23 protein-coding genes, 1 pseudogene and 1 CRISPR repeat array (1 of these 25 running past the window's edge) are annotated in these 25,590 nt (G+C 39.5%); of the genes and pseudogenes, 15 read left to right on the plus strand and 9 right to left on the minus strand.

Annotated elements, in window-relative coordinates:
• A CRISPR array of direct repeats spans positions 1-2,512; the repeat unit is 32 nt; unit sequence CAGCCATCTCACAGATGGCTGTGAATTGAAAC (it extends 771 nt beyond the left edge of the window).
• Positions 2,513-2,576: 64 nt separating this feature from the next.
• Complete coding sequence (gene prfC / locus L4F93_RS07690; RefSeq protein WP_250349738.1) at positions 2,577-4,166, minus strand: peptide chain release factor 3; 1,590 nt, start codon at positions 4,164-4,166, stop codon at positions 2,577-2,579.
• A 199-nt stretch (positions 4,167-4,365) separates the two neighbouring features.
• Here prfC and L4F93_RS07695 point away from each other — a divergent pair, with 199 nt between their 5' ends.
• The 4 genes from L4F93_RS07695 (at position 4,366) to L4F93_RS07710 (ending at position 8,539) form a co-directional block, all read left to right on the plus strand.
• Positions 4,366-5,226: a phosphoribosylaminoimidazolesuccinocarboxamide synthase gene (locus L4F93_RS07695; RefSeq protein WP_250349739.1), complete on the plus strand. Its 861-nt coding sequence runs from the start codon at positions 4,366-4,368 to the stop codon at positions 5,224-5,226.
• 82 nt (positions 5,227-5,308) lie between these two features.
• Positions 5,309-6,151 (plus strand): SDR family oxidoreductase, encoded by an 843-nt coding sequence (locus L4F93_RS07700; RefSeq protein ID WP_250349740.1) that lies wholly within the window; start codon positions 5,309-5,311, stop codon positions 6,149-6,151.
• Positions 6,152-6,228: 77 nt separating this feature from the next.
• Positions 6,229-7,569, plus strand: a complete 1,341-nt coding sequence (argG, locus tag L4F93_RS07705) for an argininosuccinate synthase (protein WP_250349741.1) — start codon at positions 6,229-6,231, stop codon at positions 7,567-7,569.
• A gap of 100 nt (positions 7,570-7,669) precedes the next feature.
• A complete protein-coding gene (locus tag L4F93_RS07710; RefSeq protein WP_250349742.1) occupies positions 7,670-8,539 on the plus strand; it encodes a VirK/YbjX family protein in 870 nt (289 codons plus the stop codon).
• A gap of 49 nt (positions 8,540-8,588) precedes the next feature.
• On the opposite strand, the gene L4F93_RS07715 is transcribed toward L4F93_RS07710, so the two are convergent.
• The 4 genes from L4F93_RS07715 to L4F93_RS07730 all read right to left on the minus strand — a co-directional run bounded on the left by L4F93_RS07715 (position 8,589) and on the right by L4F93_RS07730 (position 12,745).
• Positions 8,589-9,056 (minus strand): Lrp/AsnC family transcriptional regulator, encoded by a 468-nt coding sequence (locus tag L4F93_RS07715; RefSeq protein WP_250349743.1) that lies wholly within the window; start codon positions 9,054-9,056, stop codon positions 8,589-8,591.
• A gap of 137 nt (positions 9,057-9,193) precedes the next feature.
• Complete coding sequence (locus tag L4F93_RS07720; protein WP_250349744.1) at positions 9,194-10,717, minus strand: YfcC family protein; 1,524 nt, start codon at positions 10,715-10,717, stop codon at positions 9,194-9,196.
• A 74-nt stretch (positions 10,718-10,791) separates the two neighbouring features.
• On the minus strand, positions 10,792-11,721 hold the full coding sequence (gene arcC / locus L4F93_RS07725; RefSeq protein ID WP_250349745.1) for a carbamate kinase: 930 nt from the start codon (positions 11,719-11,721) through the stop codon (positions 10,792-10,794).
• Between the two features lie 19 nt (positions 11,722-11,740).
• Positions 11,741-12,745, minus strand: a complete 1,005-nt coding sequence (locus L4F93_RS07730; RefSeq protein WP_250349746.1) for an ornithine carbamoyltransferase — start codon at positions 12,743-12,745, stop codon at positions 11,741-11,743.
• A gap of 325 nt (positions 12,746-13,070) precedes the next feature.
• Between L4F93_RS07730 and cmk the strand changes: the two genes are divergently transcribed.
• The 7 genes from cmk to yciH all read left to right on the plus strand — a co-directional run bounded on the left by cmk (position 13,071) and on the right by yciH (position 18,445).
• A complete protein-coding gene (gene cmk, locus L4F93_RS07735; protein ID WP_250349747.1) occupies positions 13,071-13,748 on the plus strand; it encodes a (d)CMP kinase in 678 nt (225 codons plus the stop codon).
• Between the two features lie 110 nt (positions 13,749-13,858).
• On the plus strand, positions 13,859-15,502 hold the full coding sequence (gene rpsA / locus L4F93_RS07740; RefSeq protein ID WP_250349748.1) for a 30S ribosomal protein S1: 1,644 nt from the start codon (positions 13,859-13,861) through the stop codon (positions 15,500-15,502).
• Positions 15,503-15,568: 66 nt separating this feature from the next.
• Positions 15,569-15,853 carry an integration host factor subunit beta gene (locus L4F93_RS07745; protein ID WP_250349749.1) on the plus strand — a complete coding sequence of 95 codons (285 nt, stop codon included), beginning with the start codon at positions 15,569-15,571 and terminating at the stop codon, positions 15,851-15,853.
• Between the two features lie 67 nt (positions 15,854-15,920).
• Positions 15,921-16,217: a LapA family protein gene (locus L4F93_RS07750; RefSeq protein WP_250349750.1), complete on the plus strand. Its 297-nt coding sequence runs from the start codon at positions 15,921-15,923 to the stop codon at positions 16,215-16,217.
• Entirely contained in the window at positions 16,217-17,407 is a 1,191-nt protein-coding gene (gene lapB, locus L4F93_RS07755; protein ID WP_250349751.1) for a lipopolysaccharide assembly protein LapB, read from the plus strand. Before L4F93_RS07750 ends, lapB begins: the two co-directional genes overlap by 1 nt.
• Before the next feature lie 17 nt (positions 17,408-17,424).
• A complete protein-coding gene (gene pyrF / locus L4F93_RS07760; protein WP_250349752.1) occupies positions 17,425-18,120 on the plus strand; it encodes an orotidine-5'-phosphate decarboxylase in 696 nt (231 codons plus the stop codon).
• Between the two features lies 1 nt (position 18,121).
• On the plus strand, positions 18,122-18,445 hold the full coding sequence (gene yciH / locus L4F93_RS07765) for a stress response translation initiation inhibitor YciH (RefSeq protein WP_250349753.1): 324 nt from the start codon (positions 18,122-18,124) through the stop codon (positions 18,443-18,445).
• Between the two features lie 37 nt (positions 18,446-18,482).
• Here yciH and L4F93_RS07770 read toward each other — a convergent pair whose 3' ends face one another.
• Complete coding sequence (locus tag L4F93_RS07770) at positions 18,483-19,781, minus strand: L-cysteine desulfidase family protein (RefSeq protein WP_250349754.1); 1,299 nt, start codon at positions 19,779-19,781, stop codon at positions 18,483-18,485.
• A 17-nt stretch (positions 19,782-19,798) separates the two neighbouring features.
• Positions 19,799-20,935: a pyridoxal phosphate-dependent aminotransferase gene (locus L4F93_RS07775; RefSeq protein WP_250349755.1), complete on the minus strand. Its 1,137-nt coding sequence runs from the start codon at positions 20,933-20,935 to the stop codon at positions 19,799-19,801.
• Positions 20,936-21,034: 99 nt separating this feature from the next.
• Between L4F93_RS07775 and L4F93_RS07780 the strand changes: the two genes are divergently transcribed.
• The 4 genes from L4F93_RS07780 (at position 21,035) to qseC (ending at position 24,411) form a co-directional block, all read left to right on the plus strand.
• Positions 21,035-21,568, plus strand: coding sequence for a YgiW/YdeI family stress tolerance OB fold protein (locus L4F93_RS07780; RefSeq protein ID WP_250349756.1), 534 nt, complete (start codon positions 21,035-21,037; stop codon positions 21,566-21,568).
• A gap of 132 nt (positions 21,569-21,700) precedes the next feature.
• A complete protein-coding gene (gene tenA, locus L4F93_RS07785; protein ID WP_250349757.1) occupies positions 21,701-22,351 on the plus strand; it encodes a thiaminase II in 651 nt (216 codons plus the stop codon).
• Between the two features lie 19 nt (positions 22,352-22,370).
• Positions 22,371-23,036, plus strand: a complete 666-nt coding sequence (locus L4F93_RS07790) for a response regulator (protein ID WP_250349758.1) — start codon at positions 22,371-22,373, stop codon at positions 23,034-23,036.
• A 1-nt stretch (position 23,037) separates the two neighbouring features.
• Positions 23,038-24,411, plus strand: a complete 1,374-nt coding sequence (gene qseC, locus L4F93_RS07795) for a quorum sensing histidine kinase QseC (RefSeq protein WP_250349759.1) — start codon at positions 23,038-23,040, stop codon at positions 24,409-24,411.
• Between the two features lie 35 nt (positions 24,412-24,446).
• Here the strand turns inward: qseC and L4F93_RS07800 are convergent.
• Both L4F93_RS07800 and L4F93_RS07805 read right to left on the minus strand, forming a co-directional pair.
• Positions 24,447-24,911, minus strand: a pseudogene (locus L4F93_RS07800) (hemerythrin domain-containing protein); the annotation flags it as partial.
• Positions 24,912-25,186: 275 nt separating this feature from the next.
• A complete protein-coding gene (locus L4F93_RS07805) occupies positions 25,187-25,534 on the minus strand; it encodes a SirB2 family protein (RefSeq protein WP_250349761.1) in 348 nt (115 codons plus the stop codon).
• Positions 25,535-25,590 lie beyond the last annotated feature (56 nt).

Genomic DNA, 25,590 nt, shown 5'->3' on the forward strand with positions numbered 1-25,590 from the left:
TAGAAATCTTTTTAAATATTTCTTTTTTTATGTTCAGCCATCTCACAGATGGCTGTGAATTGAAACTCTGACTTGTTCAAGCTCCTTTTTTCGTTTCTTCAGCCATCTCACAGATGGCTGTGAATTGAAACTTATGAATTTAAAGATTATTTTAAAAAAACTTTCAGCCATCTCACAGATGGCTGTGAATTGAAACTTATAAATAGTATTAATACTTTCTTGTACAAATCCCAGCCATCTCACAGATGGCTGTGAATTGAAACATTTACACTATTATTTATTTTATTATCACAAAACAGCCATCTCACAGATGGCTGTGAATTGAAACACAATATGTACTAAATCAGTAGACGGATTAAAGGCAGCCATCTCACAGATGGCTGTGAATTGAAACCAACTGTTGGTACATTCTTTGCCCGTGTTGGTGACAGCCATCTCACAGATGGCTGTGAATTGAAACAACAATATTGAAACGGCTCATTAAGCCCTCATCCACCAGCCATCTCACAGATGGCTGTGAATTGAAACAATGAATTTTAAGGAAACATTGTAATGCCTATAAGCAGCCATCTCACAGATGGCTGTGAATTGAAACATCGCTAAAAGTTGAATGGCGATTGATTGCGGTGACAGCCATCTCACAGATGGCTGTGAATTGAAACCACCCATTCGGACGGTATGCCACGGGCTTTTTTGACAGCCATCTCACAGATGGCTGTGAATTGAAACAGCTATTGCTTTTGATATTACATATAAATTTGAACCAGCCATCTCACAGATGGCTGTGAATTGAAACAATCACTGCATACGCATTGCCGTTAAGTAAGCAATCAGCCATCTCACAGATGGCTGTGAATTGAAACTGCGGGGGAATTTGTTAGCCCACAGACTGCGGAAGCAGCCATCTCACAGATGGCTGTGAATTGAAACTGTACCTTGGCTATTGGTGATACTAAACCCACGCAGCCATCTCACAGATGGCTGTGAATTGAAACTACGGCGAATGATAAAGCCCGCACTTTTGGCGCAGCCATCTCACAGATGGCTGTGAATTGAAACCATTATTTCCCCCGCGTTTTACTTTTTCTAATTCAGCCATCTCACAGATGGCTGTGAATTGAAACAAGTTCGCTCAAGCAAGGATTGAAACAACACGGCACAGCCATCTCACAGATGGCTGTGAATTGAAACTATTATATTTCAATTAGTTAAAGGGTGAACACCCCAGCCATCTCACAGATGGCTGTGAATTGAAACAATAGCTGAACGATAAAGAGAATAATTAACGCACAGCCATCTCACAGATGGCTGTGAATTGAAACCCCATTGCAAAATTTAACGATAACTGAACGTGGCAACAGCCATCTCACAGATGGCTGTGAATTGAAACAAGAAATAGTTGCCAATCGTAGCGGTTAGTTAACAGCCATCTCACAGATGGCTGTGAATTGAAACATCATCTAATTCAAAAATCAGAATAAACAAGCTACAGCCATCTCACAGATGGCTGTGAATTGAAACCATATACTCCAACACCATAACGCTCATAATTTGCAGCCATCTCACAGATGGCTGTGAATTGAAACGTCCAATTTAATCAACGAGACCAATTTTGGGCTGCAGCCATCTCACAGATGGCTGTGAATTGAAACTATCAAATAATCGGTAAAATCAATAGAAATTGCACAGCCATCTCACAGATGGCTGTGAATTGAAACATTAATACCATAATGTTTTGGCAAATATCCTAATCCCAGCCATCTCACAGATGGCTGTGAATTGAAACTCCTCAATAGCAAGCGTATCATAGTATGTGGATGCAGCCATCTCACAGATGGCTGTGAATTGAAACTGCTGTTGGCGGTATTGGTACTATCTTTTTGGAACAGCCATCTCACAGATGGCTGTGAATTGAAACATTGAATGTGTTACTTTCAACGCATAATGACTAGCAGCCATCTCACAGATGGCTGTGAATTGAAACGTAAGGCTTGGGCAAAAGGATCGTGGGATATTACAGCCATCTCACAGATGGCTGTGAATTGAAACCAAGATTAAAGGAATTATTTGCGAAATTAATGGCGCAGCCATCTCACAGATGGCTGTGAATTGAAACTTGGTCTGAAAGTTCACTAAGTTTCTTATCACCTCAGCCATCTCACAGATGGCTGTGAATTGAAACTAGCAACGTTATCTGTTTCTAAAAACTTAGCCCCCAGCCATCTCACAGATGGCTGTGAATTGAAACCTATACAATCTTTTACGTGTTTATTACTCAAATACAGCCATCTCACAGATGGCTGTGAATTGAAACAATAAATACTGCTGATGATGAAGTAATGAATTTCAGCCATCTCACAGATGGCTGTGAATTGAAACGTCAGGTGTAAAGCCCTGCATAGAGTAGTGCGCTTCGGCCATCTCACAGATGGCTGTGAATTGAAACTCATTATCGTAATAGTGCCGATTATGAAGAGGGGCAGCCATCTCACAGATGGCTGTGATTTAAAACTAAAAACATCGTTCGATCTTTATGTAAGAAGCGGTAGTGATTTTGCTGATTTTTCTTTCTGACGTTAATGTTCTCTTGTTTTAAAGAAAGTGATGTCAGGATAACGCTCTTGAGTCAGGTTCAGATTGACCATTGTTGGGGCGATATAGGTGAGATTATCCCCTCCATCTAAAGCAAGATTTTGTTCATTTTTGCGTTTAAATTCTTCAAATTTTTTCACATCATCACCTTCCACCCAGCGTGCGGTGGCGACATTTACGGTTTCGTAAATGGCTTCGACGTTATATTCAGATTTTAAGCGAGCAACAACCACATCAAATTGCAACACCCCTACCGCACCGACGATAAGATCATTATTGGTGAGAGGGCGGAAAACTTGCACAGCACCTTCTTCTGAGAGTTGTACTAAACCTTTGAGTAATTGTTTTTGTTTGAGTGGATCTTTAAGGCGAATACGGCGAAATAATTCTGGGGCAAAGTTTGGAATGCCAGTGAATTTTAATTCTTCCCCTTGCGTGAAAGTATCGCCAATTTGAATCGTGCCATGGTTATGTAAACCGATAATATCCCCCGCATAGGCTTCTTCAGCGTGAGTACGATCGCCTGCCATAAAGGTAAGTGCATCTGAAATCACGACATCTTTGCCGATACGAACGTGGCGCAGTTTCATCCCTTTTTCATATTTGCCCGAAACAACACGCATAAAGGCAACTCGGTCGCGGTGCTTTGGATCCATATTGGCTTGGATTTTAAAGACAAAGCCAGTAAGCTTTTCTTCACTGCTTTCTACGATTCGGGTATCTGCTTGACGAGCTTGTGGAATTGGTGCCCATTCAGTTAGACCATCAAGGAAATGATCGACCCCGAAATTACCTAGTGCTGTACCAAAGAATACGGGGGTCAATTCGCCAGAAAGGAAAAGTGATAGATCAAATTCATTAGATGCGCCTTGTACCAGTTCTAATTCATCTCGCAATTGCTGTGCTAAATCTGTGCCTACTGCTTGATCTAATTCAGGATTATCAAGACCTTTCACCACGCGAACTTGTTGAATCGTATGCCCTTGCCCTGTTTGGTAAAGATAGGTTTCATCTTTATAAAGATGATAGACACCCTTAAATAATTTACCGCAACCAATCGGCCAAGTAATCGGCGCACAATGAATATTGAGTACGCTTTCTACTTCATCTAATAATTCCATCGGATCACGAATATCGCGGTCCAATTTATTCATAAAAGTGAGAATCGGCGTATCACGCAAGCGAGTGACTTCCATTAGTTTAATGGTACGCTCTTCAACCCCTTTGGCACTGTCTATCACCATTAAACAGCTATCTACAGCGGTTAATGTGCGGTAAGTATCTTCTGAGAAGTCTTCGTGTCCTGGGGTATCTAATAAATTGACTAAGCAATTATTGTAAGGAAATTGCATGACAGAAGTGGTAATGGAAATTCCACGTTGCTTTTCCATTTCCATCCAGTCTGATTTGGCGTGTTGCGCTGAACCTTTTCCTTTCACTGACCCTGCTTTTTGAATCGCATTTCCATAAAGCAATACTTTTTCTGTGATAGTGGTTTTACCGGCATCGGGGTGAGAAATAATGGCAAAAGTTCTACGTTTATTAACTTGTTGTGGATAATCGTTTAAAGACATAGGTTATTATTCGTTATACTGAAAAAAATGAGGGTTATTTTCTCTGATCTTTGTGTGATTCTCAATACTTTCTTTTTCTTTTCTCTTTGTAATAAGGATTTATTCAATTATTCTAAAAAAACAAGCAAACGTTTGCGTAAATTAATTAAAAGTGCGGTACAATATTCGGCAGTTTTTTTATGAGCTAAACGAGGTAAAAATGAGCGAATTAAGTCTAAAAAAAATTTATTCAGGCAAAGTGCGTGATCTCTATGAAATTGACGACAAACGAATGTTAATGGTGGCAACCGATCGTTTATCGGCATTTGATGTGATTTTAGATGATCCCATTCCACGTAAAGGCGAAATTCTTACCCAAATTTCTAACTTCTGGTTTAATAAATTAGCCCCTATAATGCCAAATCATTTTACCGGCGACAGTGTCTATGATGTATTGCCAAAAGCGGAAGCTGATTTAGTCAAAGATCGTGCTGTTGTATGTCAGCGTTTAACGCCGATTAAAATTGAATCTATTGTTCGTGGCTATCTCACGGGAAGTGGCTTAAAAGATTACTTACAAACAGGAACGATCTGTGGGCTTGAATTACCGAAAGGTTTGCAAGAAGCGAGCAAATTGCCAGAGCCAATTTTTACCCCGTCAAGTAAAGAAGAACTGGGCAATCACGACATCAATATTAGCTATGCCGAATGTGAAGCGCTCATTGGGGCGGAATTAGCGGCGCAAGTGAAAGAAAAAGCCCTAGCACTTTACAAAGCAGCGGCAGAATATGCCTTAACCAAAGGCATTATCATTTGTGATACCAAATTTGAATTTGGACTAGATGAAAACGGCACGCTTACCTTAATGGACGAAGTGCTAACACCGGATTCTAGCCGTTTTTGGTCGGTGGACAGCTACCAAGAAGGCATAAATCCGCCTTCTTTTGATAAACAATTTATCCGTGATTGGCTGGAAAACAGCGGTTGGAATAAAGAACCTCCCGCCCCAAAAGTTCCTGCTGAGGTGATCCAAAAAACGGTGGATAAATACCAAGAAGCATTGGATTTATTGACGAAATAATCAATCGGGAAGCAAATTATTTTCAAGTGCGGTGCTTTTTCGGCTAGAATTGACGACACAATAATTGGATTACCGAGGTAATATGCGATCTGTTGCAATCGTTGGATTAGGTTGGTTAGGGTTGCCCCTTGCTCGCCATTTAAAACATTTAGGCTGGATAGTAAAAGGCACGAAACGTACACACGATGAGGTGGAACAAATGCGCTTAATGCGATTGGAAACCTATCACTTGTTGCTTGAGCCTGAAATCAATGCCGATCCTGATGATTTATCTGCGCTTTTGGCCGTGGATAGCTTGGTGATAAATATTCCGCCAAGCCAATATTTTTTTGATGTCAAAGATTATGTGCAAGGCATTAAAAATTTGGTCAATGAGGCGCTAAATCACGGTGTTCAGCATTTTATTTTTATTAGTTCCAGTTCCGTTTTTCCGATGCAAAGTGGGCATTTTGATGAAGCGCAGTTGCCACAACCTGACAGTGAAATTGGGCAGGGCTTGCTTGAAATTGAAAAATGGCTAGCCACATTGCCTAATGTTGATTGCGATATTATCCGCTTTGCAGGGCTTGTAGGGGCAGATCGTCATCCAGTTTATGCGTTAGCAAATAAGCAAGACGTGAAACAAGGTAACACGTCAGTCAATTTAGTGCATATTGATGATTGTGCGAGAGCGATTCAGCTTTTGCTTGAAACCCCAAGTGGGCAGCGTTTGTATCATCTTTCTGCACCTTGTCATCCGACCAAAGCGCAATATTATGGGAAAATGGCGGAAAAACTTGGTGTAATTGCACCGCACTTTATTTGTTCATCTACGGATCCAAGGCGAATTATTGAAGGCAATAAAATTTGCCAAGAATTAGATTTTGTTTATCAATATCCTGATCCTGAATTAATGCTTCCAGCAGTAAAATCCTTTAATGCCTAATGGACTTTAAAGGCGATTTCATTGATAATAAACCGATTTAACATTACTCACACAAAAGCAACAACTAAGGTATTACTATGTCAAACACGATTTTACAAAACCTTCCAGTAGGACAAAAAGTTGGGATTGCCTTTTCTGGCGGATTAGATACCAGTGCCGCATTGCTTTGGATGCGTCAAAATGGGGCAATTCCTTACGCATATACGGCAAATTTAGGTCAGCCTGATGAAGAAGATTACAATGCCATTCCACGCAAAGCGATGGAATATGGTGCGGAAAACGCACGTTTAATCGACTGTCGTAGCCAGCTTGCGCACGAAGGGATTGCGGCGATCCAATGTGGGGCATTTCATATTTCTACAGGGGGCGCAACTTACTTCAACACCACACCATTAGGTCGTGCGGTAACAGGAACAATGCTGGTTTCCGCAATGAAAGAAGATGATGTCAATATCTGGGGCGATGGAAGTACCTTCAAAGGGAATGATATTGAGCGTTTTTATCGTTACGGTTTATTAACTAACCCAAATTTAAAAATTTATAAACCTTGGTTAGATGATCGCTTTATTGAGGAACTCGGCGGTCGCCACGAGATGTCAGAATTCTTAATCGCCAATGGTTTTGAATATAAAATGTCCGCCGAAAAAGCCTACTCAACAGATTCTAATATGCTGGGGGCGACACACGAGGCGAAAGATCTCGAATTATTAAGCCGTGGCATTCGTATTGTGAATCCAATTATGGGCGTACCATTCTGGCGCGAAGAGGTAGAAATTAAGCCTGAAGAAGTTACGGTTCGCTTTGAAGAAGGCGTGCCAGTGGCATTAAATGGTAAATCATTTAGCGATTTAGTCGAACTCTTCCTTGAAGCAAACCGCATTGGTGGTCGCCACGGTTTAGGAATGTCAGACCAAATTGAAAACCGCATTATTGAGGCAAAATCTCGCGGTATTTATGAAGCGCCGGGAATGGCATTATTACATATTGCCTACGAGCGTTTGCTCAGTGCAATCCACAATGAAGACACCATTGAACAATACCGCATTAACGGTTTACGTCTAGGTCGTTTATTGTATCAAGGTCGCTGGTTCGATCCGCAAGCATTAATGTTGCGTGAAACTGCGCAGCGTTGGGTTGCGCGTGCGATCACTGGTGAAGTTACTCTTGAACTACGCCGTGGCAATGATTATTCCATCTTAAACACGTCATCAGCGAACAGCACCTATCACCCAGAACGTTTAAGTATGGAAAAAATTGAAAATGCCCCATTCGATCCATTAGATCGCATCGGTCAATTAACAATGCGTAACTTAGATATTGTCGATACCCGTGATAAATTAGGTATTTACACCCAAACTGGTTTGTTAAGCATTTCAAAAGACTCTTTTTTACCACAGTTAAATAATAAAAAAGATTAATTAAAATCGTGTAAAACTTTAACCGCACTTTATTACATTGAAAGTGCGGTTATTTTTTATTAAAATTTCCATCTTATTTTGGCTTTTTATCGGTATTTTTATGTCCAGTTCGTTTTCTTTTCCTGATTTTAAAACCTTGCAACCCTATGATAAACGCTTCCTAAAGCGTCTACGTTCACGTCTCCGCTATTATTTCTATCGTGTATTATGTTATAAAGAATGCCATCAATTCACGCTATTTTTAAATCAAGATCCGAAGTGGATACCTATCTTTGAGAAAGTCCCTTATCGTTGTAATGCGGTGTTAAGAAAATATTGTGATAATCGCTTTAGTAAAAAGGTACGGATTCAATCAATATTAGCTAATTTTCAATTAGCAGAAAAATTTCTAGGAAATGAGAGGCTAGAAACATTGATCAGAGAAGATCGTGTTTTGTTGGCTGAATTACCTGATGGCTTAAAGCTATACTTAAATATTAATGCTATTGATCCTTTTGAGGGATTTCTCTCTATCAATATCAAAAATGAAAATGATGAGAATGTCTATGATGCCTCTTTTAGCTTTTTAACACCTAATAAATTATTGATTGCATCCATTCAAGGCCCTAATGAAGCTAATTCGCAACAGTTGGTGAAATCTGCAACTAAATCTTTATATGGCATTAGACCAATGTTTATGATTGTGAATGTATTTAAGCTACTATGCCAACTTTTTGCTTGTGAATTAGTTGCAATCCCACATAAAAATCAAGCGAAATATCGTTGGAATGATTATAACCGTCTATTATTCAATTATGATGATTTTTGGAAAGAAAACAATGGGATAGCCGAGAATGGCTACTGGACATTACCACTTGAGATAGAACGTAAACCTTTAGAAGATATTCAAAGCAAAAAACGTTCAATGTATCGTAAACGGTATGAAATGTTGGATAAATTGGAAACTGATTTACGTATAATATTTAGCTAAAAAATAGGCCCAAAAGTGACCGCACTTTTGGGTACGTTTTCTTGGTAAATCAAAGTGGGAGCTCGGTGGTGTTTTTGACAGTTTTTAAGGCTATTTCAGATTTGATATTTTTGATACCGATTTCTTTAGTGAGATAACGTATTTTAATTGAATGAAACTCTTCAAGATTGGAAACGAATAATTTAAGGATAAAGTCATAATCTCCCGCCATTAAATGGCATTCTGCAATTTGTGGCAAGGATTTCATTTCAAACATAAAGCGTTCGCGGACTTTGGGATCTTCTTCAAAAAATGAACCTAGCACATAAATTACCAGATTACAGTTAAGTTTTTGCGGATTAAGCAAGGCAACATAATTATCAATCACGCCATTTTGTTCTAAAATATTAACTCGGCGTAAACAAGCGGAATTAGATAATCCCACTTCTTTGGCTAACTCGTTATTTTGCAAGCGTCCATTGCGTTGTAATGCTCTTAAAATTCGCGTATCAATATTATCAAATACTTTCTTAGCCATACATTATCCTTGTGTAGCTTTATGCCGAATTGATTATAACAAGATAATCGAGGTAAAACTGTGATCTATGTTGTTGTTTAGCTTATTCTTTATAAGAAAACACTTGCGTGCAATTTGGTTACACGCAAGTGTGAGTATCAAGTATAAAGTGAAACTTGCACAACAAGTAAGATTGAGCCTATTACCAATAAACATCCGATCATCGGCATAACAAAACGAACCCATTTGTTAAATGGAATATTGAGCATTTGCAAAGTAACGAGAACAAGCCCTGTTGGTGCAAGGAATAGCATTGCATATTGTCCCCAATTATAGGCGGATACAATGATATGTCTTGGAATGCCTACGGTGTCTGCAAGTGGCGCCATAATTGGCATTGCAAGCACGGCCAAACCTGATGAAGACGGTACAATTAAACCAAGGAAGATGAAGATCACAAGTTGTGCTAAAATAAATACGCTTCCCGGTACGCCAGAAACAAGTTCTGATGCATAAGCAAGAATCGTATCGGAAATCATTCCTTCATCAAGTACAAGATTTACTCCTCGAGCTAAACCAATGATAAGGGAAACACCAACTAATTCTGATGCCCCTTCAGTAAAGGCATTAACGATTTCTTTTTCTTTTAGTTTAGAAATAAACATAATGATAATTGTGAGGGTAAGGAAGGAAGCCGCCATTTGTGGGAACCACCAACCACCGAACATTACACCCCAAACCATTATTGGAAATGCGATACAGAACAACATTAAGATGATTTTTCTACGCACGGTGAAGTTAATGAGCTGGTTGGTATCAATGTTTTTCATGTACTTTTGGACAAATTCTTCGCGATCTTCATAGGTATAAGATGCGGTCGGATCAGCTTTTATTTTTTTACAGTACCAGTAAAGATAAGCGATGACACAAATTGAGCCGAGAATTAGGCCAGCAAATCGCCAAGTAATCCCTTCAGTGAATGGAATACCAGCTGCATTAGAGGCAATTACCACTGAGAATGGATTGATAGTAGAGAATGCAGTTCCCATTGATGAAGCTAGAAAAATTGCGCCAACGCAAACAATGGCATCGTATCCCAAAGCAAGGAAAACGGGAACAAGAATGGGATAGAATGCGACGGCCTCTTCTTCAATGCCACAGGTTGTTCCTCCAATTACCATTAATACGGATACGCAGAAAACAATCAAAAATTCATTGCCTTTAGTACGGTTAGCCAAAGCAGTCAGACCCGCATTAAAAGAGCCTGTTCGGTTAATGACCCCGATCATTCCTCCTAAAACGAAGATAAATACCATAATATCTGCAGCATCAATCGTACCTTGTACCATACTGATTGCAATATCTTGCAGTGTTTTAGGATTTTGTTGAACACGTTGATAAGTACCAGGAATGGCAATTGGCTTTTTGATTGTCCCTTCGGTGAAGTTTGATAATTCGATTTTAATATTTAAGTTATCAAGGGATTCTTTGGTTGCAGGTAAAATGGTATCTTCTTGTTGATAGGTTTTTACCACAAAGACATTGTTTGCCGAATTATAGGTCAGTTTGGAATAAGAACCCGCGGGAATAATCCAAGTGAGTCCTACGGCTATAATTAAAATAACAAATAAAATTGAAAATGCTGATGGAAAGTTAAAGGTTTTTCTATGTGCGTTTTCCATAATATACTCCTTTATATACAGTAAGTTATGGTAAGAATACGCTTTATAGACCTATAAAGCGTATTAATTAACTATCAATAGTAGGTTATCACTTTGGCATTTGTTGTAATACGCGTACCAGCTTTACCTTTCATAATATCCACAATATCAGAAAGTGAACCTATCACCGCATCTTTACCCGTATGTTTAACAAAATTCACTGCAGCTTGGACTTTTGGCCCCATTGAACCAGAAGGGAACGGCATTTCTTCTAGCAGAACAGGAGGGGCCGTTGCAATAGCTTGTTGATTTTCTTGACCCCAATTTAGATACACTGCGGAAACATCTGTGGCAATAATAAAGAGATCAGCCTCTAAATTTTCTGCTAATAGCGCAGAACAAAGATCTTTATCAATGACCGCTTCAACACCACAAAGATTATGTTGATCATCATAGTAGGTTGGAATACCACCGCCACCTGCACAGATAACAATACTGCCTTTTTCAAGCAACCACTGTACGGGACGAGTTTCAAAAATCCGTTTTGGTAATGGGCTTGGTACAACACGACGATATTTATCACCATCTTGTGCAATGGACCATCCTTTTTCTTTAGCTAATTTATCCGCTTCTTCTTTGGTATAAACTGGTCCAATTGGTTTTGTTGGGTTTTGGAATGCGGGATCATTTTTATCCACTTCAACCTGAGAAAGTAATGTGGCAAATGGGACTTCAAATGGTACAAGATTACCTAATTCTTGCTGAATCATATAGCCAATCATTCCTACTGACTCTGCACCAAGTACATCAAGCGGGTAAGTTGGGACATCTTTATAAGCAGCACCTTGCAAGGCTAATAAGCCTACTTGAGGACCATTACCGTGAGCGATAACTAATTCATTATTAGGCCAAATCTTGGCAATCTGTTCACAAGCAATTCTGACATTTTGTCGTTGATTCTCTGCTGTTAAGGGTTCTCCTCGGCGGAGTAGCGCATTCCCCCCTAATGCAATGACTATTCGCATAATATTCTCCTTTTATTCCCTAGGTTAAGCTTGCATAAAGCACCGCTTTAATGGTGTGCATACGGTTTTCGGCTTGTTCAAAGGCAATATTCATTGATGATTCAAATACATCTTCAGTTACTTCAATACCATTGGCTAATTCAGGATAGGTTTCGGCAATTTGGCACCCCACTTTAGTTTCACTGTTATGGAAAGCAGGTAAGCAATGCATAAATTTTGCTCTTGGATTGCCTGTACGTTTCATTAATTCAGGGGTGACTTGGTAAGGTAAAAGCAATTTAATACGTTCTCCCCAGCTTTCTAATGGTTCCCCCATAGAAACCCATACATCGGTATGTACAAAGTCCACATCTTTTACAGCAAGATCGATATCTTCGGTTACAGTAATTCGCGCGCCACTTTCTTGTGCAAATTTTTTGCACATTGCCACTAATTCAGGTTCTGGTAAAAGCGATTTAGGGCTACAAATACGCACATCCATACCTAATTTGGCCCCGATTAATAATAAAGAGTTGCCTACATTATTACGTCCATCTCCAATATAAACATATTTAATTTGCGTGAGTGGTTTGTCGCAATTTTCGATCATTGTCAGCACATCTGCGAGCATTTGGGTTGGGTGGAATTCGTCGGTTAAACCATTAAAGACAGGTACTCCCGCATATTCTGCTAGTTCCTCAACTACTGTTTGTTTGAAACCACGATATTCAATCGCATCATACATTCGCCCGAGTACACGTGCTGTGTCTTTCATACTTTCTTTATGACCGATTTGTGAAGAAGTTGGATCAATATAAGTTACGCTTGCACCTTGATCATAAGCAGCAACTTCAAATGCACAGCGAGTGCGAGTTGAGGTTTTCTCAAAAATCAAGGCAATATTTTTACCTTTTAATTTTTGCTGTTCTGTGCCAGCATATTTTGCTCGTTTTAAATCTCGAGAAAGCTCAAGTAAATAATTAATTTCACGTTCAGAGTGATTCACTAGACTGAGTAAATGCCTATTTTTAAGATTAAAAGCCATAATATTTCTCCTTATATGATTGAGAGGAAAGAGCTACATAAAATTATGTAGTGGATACAACACCTTGAATTGATATGAATTATAAAAAGGGCTATGTCGAATAAGGTACGTAATTTTCTATTTGAATGTAAATTTTTCGCACAAAATTCTAAGAAAAAAGCAAAGCCTGTTATTTCTTTTCAATAAAGAAAAAAGATTTATTTGGAATTGTAATAAAGCAAAAAATTTTATAAAAAATCACCGTACTTTATAAATCACAATGCGAAAAGCACAGAGCTGTGCTATGATTGCTACTTTCATAAAACACAATAGAGAATGAATGACTATGCAGAATAATCTCGTCATCACCGTCGATGGCCCAAGTGGTGCAGGTAAAGGTACGTTATGTTATGCGTTGGCACAGCAATTAGGTTTTGCTTTGTTAGATAGCGGGGCTATTTATCGTGTTACTGCATTGGCGGCGTTGAAAAAGCAAGTGTCGTTAGATGATGAAATGGCGTTGGCAAATTTAGCACGTCATTTAGATGTGGCATTTTTACCTGAAGATAATGAAGTGAAAATTATCTTAGAAGGGGAAAATGTGAGTGGACAAATTCGCACTCAAGAAGTGGCTGATGCGGCTTCAAAAGTGGCGGTGTTTCCACAAGTGCGCCAAGCATTATTGCAGTTACAACAAAGCTTTGCGACGGATAAAGGGCTTATTGCAGACGGGCGAGATATGGGGACGGTGGTTTTCCCTCAGGCACAAGTCAAGTTATTTTTAGATGCAAGTGTCGAAGAAAGAGCGAAAAGACGCTATAAACAGTTGCAAACTAAAGGAATTAGTGGTAACTTTGCACAGATTTTAGCCGAGATAAAAGAGCGTGATTTTCGCGATAGAAATCGTCCTGTTGCGCCACTTAAACCTGCAGATGATGCATTGCTATTAGATAGCACGGAATTAAGTATTGAAGCAGTGATAGCCCAAGCACTTGATTATATTCGTCAGAAGGTTAGTCTCTAAGGCTTAAATTATTTTCATCGGTTTATTCAAGGATGGATAAACATTTATTATCAGCCCCACTTTTTATGGATATAAAGTGGACGTTATTAACTAAATTTAGAAGATTAATTATGTCAGAATCTTTTGCTCAACTCTTTGAAGAATCATTAAAAGACCTTGAAACTCGTTTAGGTTCAATCGTTAACGGTACAGTTGTTGCTATTGAAAAAGGCTTCGTATATGTCGATGCAGGTTTAAAATCTGAAGCGCGTATCCCAGCTGAAGAATTCCAAAATGCACAAGGTGAATTAGACGTTAAAGTTGGTGACGTGGTAAACGTTGCGTTAGACGCTGTGGAAGATGGTTTCGGTGAAACTAAATTATCTCGTGAAAAAGCAGTACGTCACGAATCTTGGATTGAATTAGAAAAAGCCTATGAAGAACAAGCAACAGTTATCGGTTTAATCAACGGTAAAGTGAAAGGTGGTTTCACAGTTGAGTTAAACGGTGTTCGTGCATTCTTACCGGGTTCATTAGTAGATACTCGTCCAGTGCGTGATACCTTACACCTTGAAGGTAAAGAATTAGAATTCAAAGTAATCAAATTAGATCAAAAACGTAACAACGTTGTGGTTTCTCGTCGTGCTGTTATTGAATCAGAAAACAGTCAAGATCGTGAAGAAATCTTAGCTAACCTTGCTGAAGGCGCTGAAGTTAAAGGTACAGTTAAAAACTTAACTGACTACGGCGCATTCGTTGATTTAGGTGGCGTTGATGGTTTATTACACATCACAGATATGGCTTGGAAACGCGTTAAACACCCAAGCGAAATCGTGAATGTGGGTGATGAAATCACAGTTAAAGTATTAAAATTCGATAAAGATCGTACTCGTGTATCTTTAGGCTTAAAACAATTAGGTCAAGATCCTTGGGTTGCTATCGCAGAAAATCACCCAGTTGGTAGCAAATTAACTGGTAAAGTAACTAACTTAACAGACTATGGTTGTTTCGTTGAAATTTTAGAAGGCGTTGAAGGCTTAGTTCACGTTTCTGAAATGGATTGGACAAACAAAAACATTCACCCATCTAAAGTGGTTAGCTTAGGTGATACTGTTGAGGTAATGGTATTAGAAATTGACGAAGAACGTCGTCGTATTTCTTTAGGTTTAAAACAATGTAAACCTAACCCGTGGTTACAATTTGCTGACACTCACAACAAAGGCGATAAAGTTACAGGTAAAATTAAGTCAATTACTGACTTCGGTATCTTCATCGGTCTTGAAGGGGGGATTGATGGCTTAGTTCACTTATCTGACATTTCTTGGAATGTTCCGGGTGAAGAAGCTGTTCGTAACTACAAAAAAGGTGATGAAGTTTCTGCAGTAGTATTACAAGTGGATTCAGCAAAAGAGCGTATCTCTTTAGGTATCAAACAACTTGAAGATGATCCATTCAATAACTTCATCGCAGCAAACAAAAAAGGCGCTATCGTAAGTGCTAAAGTTGTTGAAGCAGATGCAAAAGGCGCTAAAGTTGAGTTAGACGGCGGTGTTGAAGGTTACATCCGTGCTGCTGATTTAACAAGCGAAGTTGCTGAAGGTGATGTTGTTGAAGCGAAATACACCGGTGTAGATCGTAAAGCCCGTTTAGTTCACTTATCTGTGAAAGCGAAAGATCAAGCTGAAGAAGCGGCAGCAGTTGCAAATGTGAATAAAGAAGAAGTGGTTATTCCAAATGCGATGGCTGAAGCATTCAAAGCAGCTAAAGGTGAATAATTTTAGTTCCCTTTAAAGTTGGCGTGAGGAAACTCACGCTAACTTATTGATAGTTAGGAGAATATTATGACTAAATCAGAACTCATTGAAGCATTAGTTCAACAGCATCCTTCTATTTCAGTTAAAGAGGTAGAAAATGCAGTAAAAGAGATTTTAGAGCAAATTGCGCAGACCTTAGAAAATGGAGAGCGTGTTGAAGTTCGTGGTTTTGGCAGTTTTTCACTACATTTCCGTCAGCCTCGTGTAGGGCGTAACCCTAAAACGGGTGCTAAAGTTGAATTAGATGCAAAATCTGTACCGCACTTTAAAGCTGGTAAAGATCTTAGAATGCGTGTAGATATTCAAGCATAATAGTCAGCTAACTAAACGGCACCTTTGTGTCGTTTTTTGTATTTATTTAAATCTTTTGGAGTGCGTAATGATTAAGTATATTTTCGGTTTTATTATTTTACTCGCCGTTGTACTTGTCGCCATCACCATTGGGGCGAATAATGATCAACTCATTACCTTTAATTATATTGTTGCTCAAAGTGAACTACAGCTTTCTACTTTAGTGGCTATCTTATTTGGTTTTGGCTTGCTTTTAGGTTGGTTTATTACTGGCTTTTTTTATCTCAAATTAAAATTAAAAAATATGGGATTAGCACGCAAGGTAAAACGCCTTTCCTCACAAATTACTGAATTAACTTCAAGCCGAGATAAGGCTGCACAATAATGCTCGAGCTGCTTTTTCTACTGCTTCCTATTGCCGCAGCTTATGGATGGTATATGGGGCATCGTAGTGCGAAAAAGGATCAGGAAGACATCACGAATAAATTATCCCGTGATTATGTAACGGGGGTGAATTTGCTTCTCTCTAATCAGCAAGAAAAAGCAGTTGATTTGTTTTTAGGTATTTTACAAAAACAAGAGCAAGAAAATGAAATTGAACAAAGTTCGCAATTTGAAGCGGAACTCACATTAGGAAACTTATTCCGTTCTCGTGGTGAAGTAGATCGTGCATTGCGAATCCACCAAGCCCTAGATCGTAGTCCAAATTATAGCTTTGAACAAAAACTTCTCGCCAAACAACAGCTTGCACGGGATTTTATGACGGTTGGTTTTTTTGATCGTGCTGAAGCATTGTATATTCTTTTAGTCGATGAACCCGATTTTGCTGAAAATGCCTTACAGCAGTTAGCGGTGATTTATCAAAAAATGAAAGAATGGAAAAAAGCTATTAATGTCGCAGAAAAACTTGCCAAAATTTCACCGCACTTTGATCCTATCCCTTTGGCGCATTACTATTGTGAATATGCTCAGAGCCTAGATTCAGAACAAAGAAAAATAACCACCGCGCTTTTACAGCGTGCATTAACCGTCTATCCAAATTGTATCCGAGCCTCGCTATTATTGGCTCAAAATGAAATCTTGCAACTGGATTACCAAAGTGCGGTAAAAAATTTAGAAAATATTTTACAGCAAAATCCCGCTTATATTAGTGAGGCATTATCCGCCTTAAAATATTGCTATGAAGAATTACATCAACAAGATAATTTTGAGCTTTTTCTTATTAAAGCAAGCCAAGTAGGCAAAAGTAGCGCCGTTGATCTTGCCTTAGCGGATTTTATTGCAGAAAAAGATGGCCTTGTGGCTGCGCAAGCCAAACTTTATCAACAGCTCAATCAAAACCCAACAACCATTGTTTTTCATCGCTTTATCCAATATCAAATTGAAAGTGCAGAAGAAGGGCGAGGTAAAGAGAGCCTCATTTTACTCTCAAAAATGGTTGGTGAGCGGATTAAGCAAGGTTTTGATTATCGCTGTACGAATTGCGGTTATCAAACCAATAAACTCATCTGGTGCTGTCCTTCTTGTCGTCAATGGGAAAGCATCAAACCCACGCCAGATATTGAATATCATTAACCAACGAGGAAGAGAAAATGAGCAGTAAAGTCATTGTTGCCTTAGATTATGAAAAAGAAGAACAAGCCCTTGCTTTGGTGGATCAGCTTGACCCAAGCCAATGTCGCTTAAAAGTAGGCAAAGAAATGTTTACCACACTAGGCACAAATTTTGTCAAACAGCTACATAGCCGTAATTTTGACGTTTTTCTTGATCTCAAGTTTCACGATATTCCTAACACGGTGGCAAGAGCGGTGCGTTCTGCAGCAGATTTAGGCGTTTGGATGGTGGATTTACACGCCAGTGGTGGCTTGCGAATGATGGAAGAAGCCAAAAATATTCTTGTGCCTTATGGAAAAGATGCGCCAATTTTAATTGGCGTTACTGTGCTAACGAGTATGGAAGATCTCGATCTGCTGCAAATTGGCATTAATGCCTCACCAATGGAGCAAGTGATTCGTCTCGCTCATTTAACTCAACGTGCAGGACTTGATGGCGTAGTATGTTCACCACAAGAAGTCGAAATTTTACGCGCACATTGTGGTAGCGATTTCAAACTGATCACTCCGGGTATTCGTCCTATTGGCGCAGACTTTGGTGATCAACGTCGTGTAATGACACCAGCAGCGGCAATTCAAGCGGGTTCTGATTATTTGGTTATCGGCCGTCCAATTACTCAAGCTGAAAATCCAGCAGAAGTATTGCGTGCAATTAATGCTTCTATTGAGGGCTAATATGTCAGAAAGCACTTTAGTTTACTCTACGGAAATAGGCAGAATCAAAACAGAAAAAAACCAACAGCCTATTCGCCCTAAAGGTGATGGCATCGTTCGCATTGAACGCCAAGTGAGTGGAAGAAAGGGGAGTGGCGTTAGCGTAATAAAAGGTCTAGACTTGCCCGATGATGAATTGAAAAAATTAGCTGCAGAACTGAAAAAACGTTGTGGTTGTGGTGGCTCTGTGAAAAATGGCTTGATTGAAATCCAAGGCGAAAAACGAGAGTTACTCAAACAATTATTAGAACAAAAAGGTTTTAAGGTTAAGCTAGCAGGGGGATAATATCCCTCTCTTTTATATTGCCATTCATTAAATAAGCTTATTTATTTTTTGGTTTACTCACCATAATTTCAATTACTTGGCGGTCGGTATATTGCATACTACGTGAAGCAATGTTGCAAAGATTATTGATTGAGCGATCGATACAATGTTCTACAATGCCTTCATTGCCTGTTACTTGCATATTATCTAATGCCATTAGTACGGCTTTATAACTTGAGGTTACACTGGTGGATACTTTCATTGCACAGCTATTTGCTGCGCCATCGCAGATAATGCCGCTAATATCACCGATCATACTGCTAATTGCCATACTCACGGTTTCAAATTTGCCCGTCAGTAACCAAGCAATGCCAGCGCAACTGCCCATTGCGGCGGTGGTCGCAGCACATAATGCGGAAAGTTTTGGTAATTTGCTATGAATATAAATTGCCATAAGGTGAGAAAGAAATAATGCGCGAGTAAGTTGCTCATCTGAAGCGTTAATATGTTTTGCCACTACCACAACAGGCATTGTTGCAGCGATGCCTTGATTACCTGAACCAGAATTACTCATTGCGGGTAAATTGGCACCGCCCATTCGGGCATCAGAAGCTGCTGTTGTTTCGATGATAATGCGGTTCATTAAATCATTACCGAGCAATCCCGCAGCAATTTGTTTTTGTAACGTACGTCCAATGTGCAAACCATAATCTTGCCGTAAGCCCTCTTGTGAAAGGGCAGAGTTTAGCCTTTCTGCCTCATCAATAAATTTAATCTTGGCAAGCTCCACTTGAATGGAGAAATCAAAAATGGCTTTCGCAGAAAGTGCGGTGAAAATTTCGTATAAATTATCACTTTCTACGGCGCAAGGTTTGGTGAAAATCACCTGATCATTTTTGGCAATGTAAATGACATTGGTATGGTGTGCAGCAATGCGAACACTCACTTTGTCCTGATGATGATATAACGTTGCCTCAGAATACAAAATATGCTCCGTTTCAAAAATAGAAACAGAAACCTTGTCTTCTTGAATCATTTTTTTCGCTTGCTCAGTTTGTTCTGTGGTAATATTTTTTAGCACTTCCAATCCTGCATTAGGATCACCACCAATGGCTCCAATCGCAGCCGCCATTGTTAGCCCTAAGGTTCCCGTACCGGGTACGGTGACGCCCATTCCATTTTTCATCAAATTAGGCGAAACTTTTGCTTCAATACGCTCTGGTATTGCATTTAAATATTGTCGCGCCGTGGCAGCGGCTAATGCAAGGGAAATTGGCTCGGTACATCCTAACGCTGGCACGACTTCTTGCTTTACGATATCCAATAGGGCTTGTTCTGTATCTGCTTGAAAATTCATACTATTCCTTATTCTTTTTATTTTGCTGTTGTGTGATTAGTCTGTTTAGTAAGCCACCGCTTCATTCGCTCAACCCCTTCGCGCAAATGTTCAATATCTCTGGTATAAGCAAAACGTAAGTAGTGCTTTGTGCCATTTCCACCAAAATCAATCCCGGGAGTTGCCGCAACTTGAATTTCAGCCAGCATTTTTTTGGCAAATTCATAGCTATCTTGGGTGTAAGCAGACACATCTGCCCAAAGATAAAATGCGCCTTGCGGTTTGAATTCAATGTTAAACAGTTGTTTTAGTTCTTCATAAAGAAAATCTCGGCGTTGTTTAAACTTGGCTTTAATTTGGTTTAGATAGTCATCATCAAAGGCTTCTAATGCGGCGTATTGGCTTAATGTGGGCGCTGAAATAAAAATATTTTGCGCCACAATTTCTGCTTCTCGGGCTTTTGCTTCTGGCACAATAAGCCAACCTAGACGCATTCCCGGCATACAAAAATACTTAGAAAATCCGTTGATCACATAGGCATTAGGATTAAATTGCAAGGCTGTGGCGGCTTGTTCATCATAAACTAAGCCGTGGTAAAGTTCATCGGAAATAAAATCGATTTGATTGGCAACGCAATATTCATTCAGGGCTTGCAGGCGTTCAGGGGTATAAATATTGCCCGTAGGGTTAGCCGGCGAGGAAATTTGTAAGGCTTTGATTGGGCGATTGACAAGTTGTTGCGGGGAAAGCTGATAACAATCTTGTTTATCTACCGGGATAAATTCAGGCTCAATATCCATCATATAAGCAAAATTTTTATAGCACGGATATGCAGGATCGGTTAGCCCCAGTTTATCTCCTTGGTTAAGCGTTAAGGCATAGGCGACAAGAAATGCGCCACTTGTGCCGGGGGTAAGAATAATGCGATGTGGTGCAATATCCACTTGATAAGTGCGGTGATAAAATTCACTGATTTTTTCACGCAATGCCGGTAAGCCAAGGCTTTCTGTATAACTAAATTGATTGTCTGTAATGGCTTGTTGTAAGGCGTGTTTCACTTTCGGAGATGGGGGTAAATCTGGTTGGCCAATTTCAAAATGAATGGCATTCGGGTATTTCGCCGCTTCACGCACAATATCCATTACAATAAATGCAGACATATTTTCACAACGCATTCTTTTTCCTTTTTTACCTATCTTAAGATTCTCTTAATATTTCTTTGTTTTAATCTTTCCAGCAAGACAGCCGTCTTGCCATTTGAAAGGAGTGTAACAATGAAAAAACTTAGTTTAGCAACAATTTTACTATTATCAACTGCTAGCCTTATGGTGAGTGCAGAAAATTTGCCAACAACGAGTGAACAATCCTCTGTGCGAGAGCAACAGACAGTACAACCTGTGTCAAATACGGAGAAAGGAGAAAAAGCACAAGAAAAACATCACCATAAGCATAAAAAAGCTCATAAAATGCACGGAGGGTTTGTTGATCCTAATAATCCGCAAGCTCAAATTAAGGGTAAAAAATCCGTGATGAATAATTTACCAATAAGCCAAATTATCCAACAAGCGTCTTGGGAAGATGAGCAACATCTTGTTTTACAAGGTCATATTGTCAAACAACTAAGCAAAGATGATTTTTTATTCCGTGATAAGAGCGGAGAAATTGAGCTAGAAGTTGAACCTCGTGCGTGGCGTGGTAAAACCATTACCCCGAACGATGAGGTAAAAATTTTGGTTGAAGTGGATAAATCCGACAAAAAATTAGAACTGGAAGTTCATCGCATTATGAAAGTCGCTAAAAGTCATTAATTGAGAAAAGATTTCATTCGCAAATTTATTTTTTTAGGCTAAACTCAACGGGACATTTTCTCTCATTGGGTTTATGTGGTAAATGGGACAAGATGGCATTATTTACTTCAATATAAAAAAAAGGAAAATCAAATGCTTACCGTAGAAAACTTGATCGCCCAAAGCCAGCCGTATTGGGATAATTATATTCACCATTCTTTTGTTCAACAATTAAGTCAGGGAACACTGGCTAAAAAATGTTTTCAGCACTACTTGCAGCAAGATTATTTATATTTATTTCAATATAGTCGCGCCTTATCTTTAGGTATTTTTAAAGCAGAAAATTTTGCTGAAATTTTGACCGCACATCAAGCGAATGAGGTGTTATTAAAAGAAACTCAGCTACACGTTGCTTTTTGTAAAGCGTGGGGCATTTCAGAAGAGACGTTGCATCAAGTGCAAGAATCAACCGCTTGTGTGGCTTATACGCGTTATGTTTTAGATTGTGGAATGAAAGGGGGATTGGCTGAGCTTTATACCGCACTCGCACCCTGTATGCTAGGTTATGCGGAAATAGGCAAAATACTGAGTCAGCAAACGCCAGTGGCAAACAATCCTTATCAACAATGGATTGACACTTACGGAGCAGAGGATTTTCAGCAGGCAGCACAAGAATTTATGACGATGTTAAATGGATTATTTATCGATCTTTCCCGCAAACAGCAACAGCGCTTACAGCATATTTTCACTACCGCGACACGAATGGAAATTGATTTTTGGCAAATGGGATTGGATTTAAGCTAAGTAAAGTGCGGTTAAAATTATGCGAATTTTATTAATTGAAGATGATCCTTTAATTGGTGATGGGCTTAACATTGGGTTGAGTAAATCGGGTTTTAGTGTCGATTGGTTTAAAGAGGGGGAAAGTGGTATGCAAGCCTTGCGTTATGCCCCTTATGATGCGGTGGTGCTCGATCTCACCTTGCCGAAAAAAGATGGCTTGCAGGTGTTGAACCAATGGCGCAAGGAAAATCAAGATGTACCAGTGCTAATTTTAACCGCACGAGATAGCTTGGAACAACGGATTGAAGGTTTACAACTTGGGGCGGACGATTATCTCGGCAAACCTTTTGCTTTGGCTGAAGTGGTGGCACGCTTGCAAGCCTTAATTCGTCGCCGTTATGGACAAGCACAATCTTTTCTTCAGCACGGCGTCGTGAGCCTTGATCTTGGACAGCATAAAGCCTTTTTACGCAACCAAGAGATCTCTCTCACGGGAACGGAATATAAGTTACTTGAGCTGTTTATGCATAATAAAGAGCGGGTACTTTCTCGTAGCTTTATTGAGGAAAAGCTTTATACTTGGAATGATGAAGTGAGCAGTAATGCATTAGAAGTGCATATTTACAATTTACGCCAAAAATTAGGCAAGCCTTTTATTCGCACTGTGCATGGAGTAGGCTACGCGCTTGGAATGATGGAGGAATAAAATGAACACTCGTAGCTTACGCCTTCGTCTCATTCTGATCCTCTCTCTATTCGCTTGTACTATTTGGCTGATTTCTACCGCGATTGCTTGGTCAGCGGCACGCAGTCAAGTAAATGAAGTCTTTGATACACAACAAATTTTATTTGCCAAGCGGCTTGCAACCTCTCATTTAAGAAGTATTTTGATTGAACGCCCTCGCCCGGAGGGGAAAAATCATCGACAAAAACCACCGCACTTTCGCAAAAGGCAAAATTATGATGACGATGCACTTGCCTTTGCGATTTTTAATCGTGATGGTGAAATATTGCTGAGTGATAGTGAAAATGGCAACAATTTCATTTATGAACCGAAAAGAGGCTTTCACAATACCACGTTGCAAGGAGATGACGATAAATGGCGAATTTTTTGGCTACCAGCGGCGGAAGGCAGATTAATGATTGCCGTGGGGCAGGAACTTGAATATCGTCAAGAATTAATCGAAAAAATGGTGCTAGGGCAAATGTGGATTTGGTTTGCTAGCCTGCCTGTGCTACTTGCCGTGATTATTTGGGCTATTAGCCGTGAATTGGCGATATTGCGCAAAGTGAGTGAACAAGTCAGCCATCGTCGTCCTGATGATGATCAGCCGTTAAATACTGAGCCAGTGCCAAAGGAAATCTTGCCATTAGTGCAAAATTTAAATCAATTTTTTACTCGCACGGCAAGCAGTTTATTGAGAGAGCGGCGTTTCACCTCCGATGCAGCCCACGAATTACGTAGCCCGCTCACCGCCTTACGTATTCAAACCGAACTTGCTCAAATGGCGGGGAAAGATGAAGCAATGCGAAATCAGGCATTGCAAAATCTTACTTTAGGTATCGATCGTGCCAGCCAATTAGTTGAACAGTTGCTTACCCTTTCCCGTCTAGATAATCTCAATGAATTGGCACATCTCAACCGCATTGAATGGGATAAATTAATCACTGAGCTTGTGGCTGAACGTTATTTAGAGGTGGAAAACGCAGGGTTTCGCTTAATTTTTGAACCTCTCAGTTCACCCCGAACCCAACAAGGTGAGCCATTATTACTTTCTTTGATGCTACGTAATTTGATTGATAATGCCATTGCTTATTGTCCGAAAGGAAGTGAAATCCGCCTTATTTTACAACAGGATAAACTCATTATTGCGGATAATGGCGGAGGCGTGCCTGATAATGTTTTAGAGAAGTTAGGGCAACGCTTCTACCGCCCAGCGGGACAAAATGAAAAAGGGAGTGGTTTGGGGCTATCTATTGTACAACGCATCGCTCAACTGCATCATTATCAAGTGCGGTATAAAAATGCAGAGAATTTACGTGGAGAGAAAGGCTTTTGGGTGGAGATTTTGTTTCATTGAAAAGCACCTTAATTTTCATTAAGGTGCAACGATTTCTATTGTTCGCTTAAGACACGAGGGAATAAGATATTATTTTCTGTGTGAATATGTTCTTGTAAATCATCACAAAATTCTTGAATACCTTGATAGAGATTACGCCAAGAGGTGCAAGCATCGGCAGGTGGCGTCATATTGTGAGTAAGGGATCGTAGAACTTCTATTGTCGCACTATGTTCATCGTGTTCAAATTCCATTACCTGAATAGGCATTCTCGCCATCATATAATTTCCCGCTTGAATCATCGGGAATAAGATTTGTTCTTCTTTCATCATATGGCTAGATAAATCGGCATAGGCATTTTTTAATGCATCAGCCAGACCTTTTGGGCAATCAGGCAGATCACCGTGGCGTGCTTCAACTTTCTCTGCAAGAGGAATAAGTTCTTGTAATTGTTCACGATGACGTTGATGAAAACGCGATAGAATATGCGAAATCGTTTCTTGGTAACTGGCATCTTGCCATTGTTCATCTGCTTGTTTCATTCTGTTTTCTAATGACATAATTTAACCTTATTTGGATTATTAAACCTGACAAAAATACTAAGGTATTTAGTTGGTAATCCCAACTTCTTTTTAAAAAAAATGGTGAGCTTATGATCTAAATCAGGTTTTATAACTCAAAATAGGTGGGAAAATTTTACAAAATTCTACCGCACTTTAAATTATAGAGAATGAAAGGCTGTGTGAAGTGAAAAAGCGGTTTAAGCTAAACCAAACCGCTTGAGAGTTTGATGAGATTAATGGTTGTAGCCGAGTAAGATTGCGCCGAGCAATGAAATGAGTGCAATCAGAAAGGCAATAGGGTTATTCGTTATGCCACGTTTGAAAAATTTCGCCGCAAAAATAATGTAGATAATCAATAATCCAAATTTAGCGATAATCCACCAAGGAAACCCCACGTTTAATGTGAATAATAAGATTGCGCCACTTACGATAAGTAGCGTATCCGATAAGTGCGGTAAAATTTTGAGCAATTTTATTGCACGCCAATCTTTTCCAGCAAATTGCATTAAGGCTCGGATCACAAAAAGTCCTAAGCTAATAAAAGCACAAAAAAGGTGGGTGTAAATTGTGTAAAAAATCATTGTCGAATAGCCTATACGATGGTTTTTAATTTAACATATTGAGCGTGAAAAAAGGT

Origin of the sequence: Avibacterium sp. 20-132, assembly GCF_023611925.1 — a bacterium.
Taxonomy (GTDB): Bacteria; Pseudomonadota; Gammaproteobacteria; order Enterobacterales; family Pasteurellaceae; genus Avibacterium.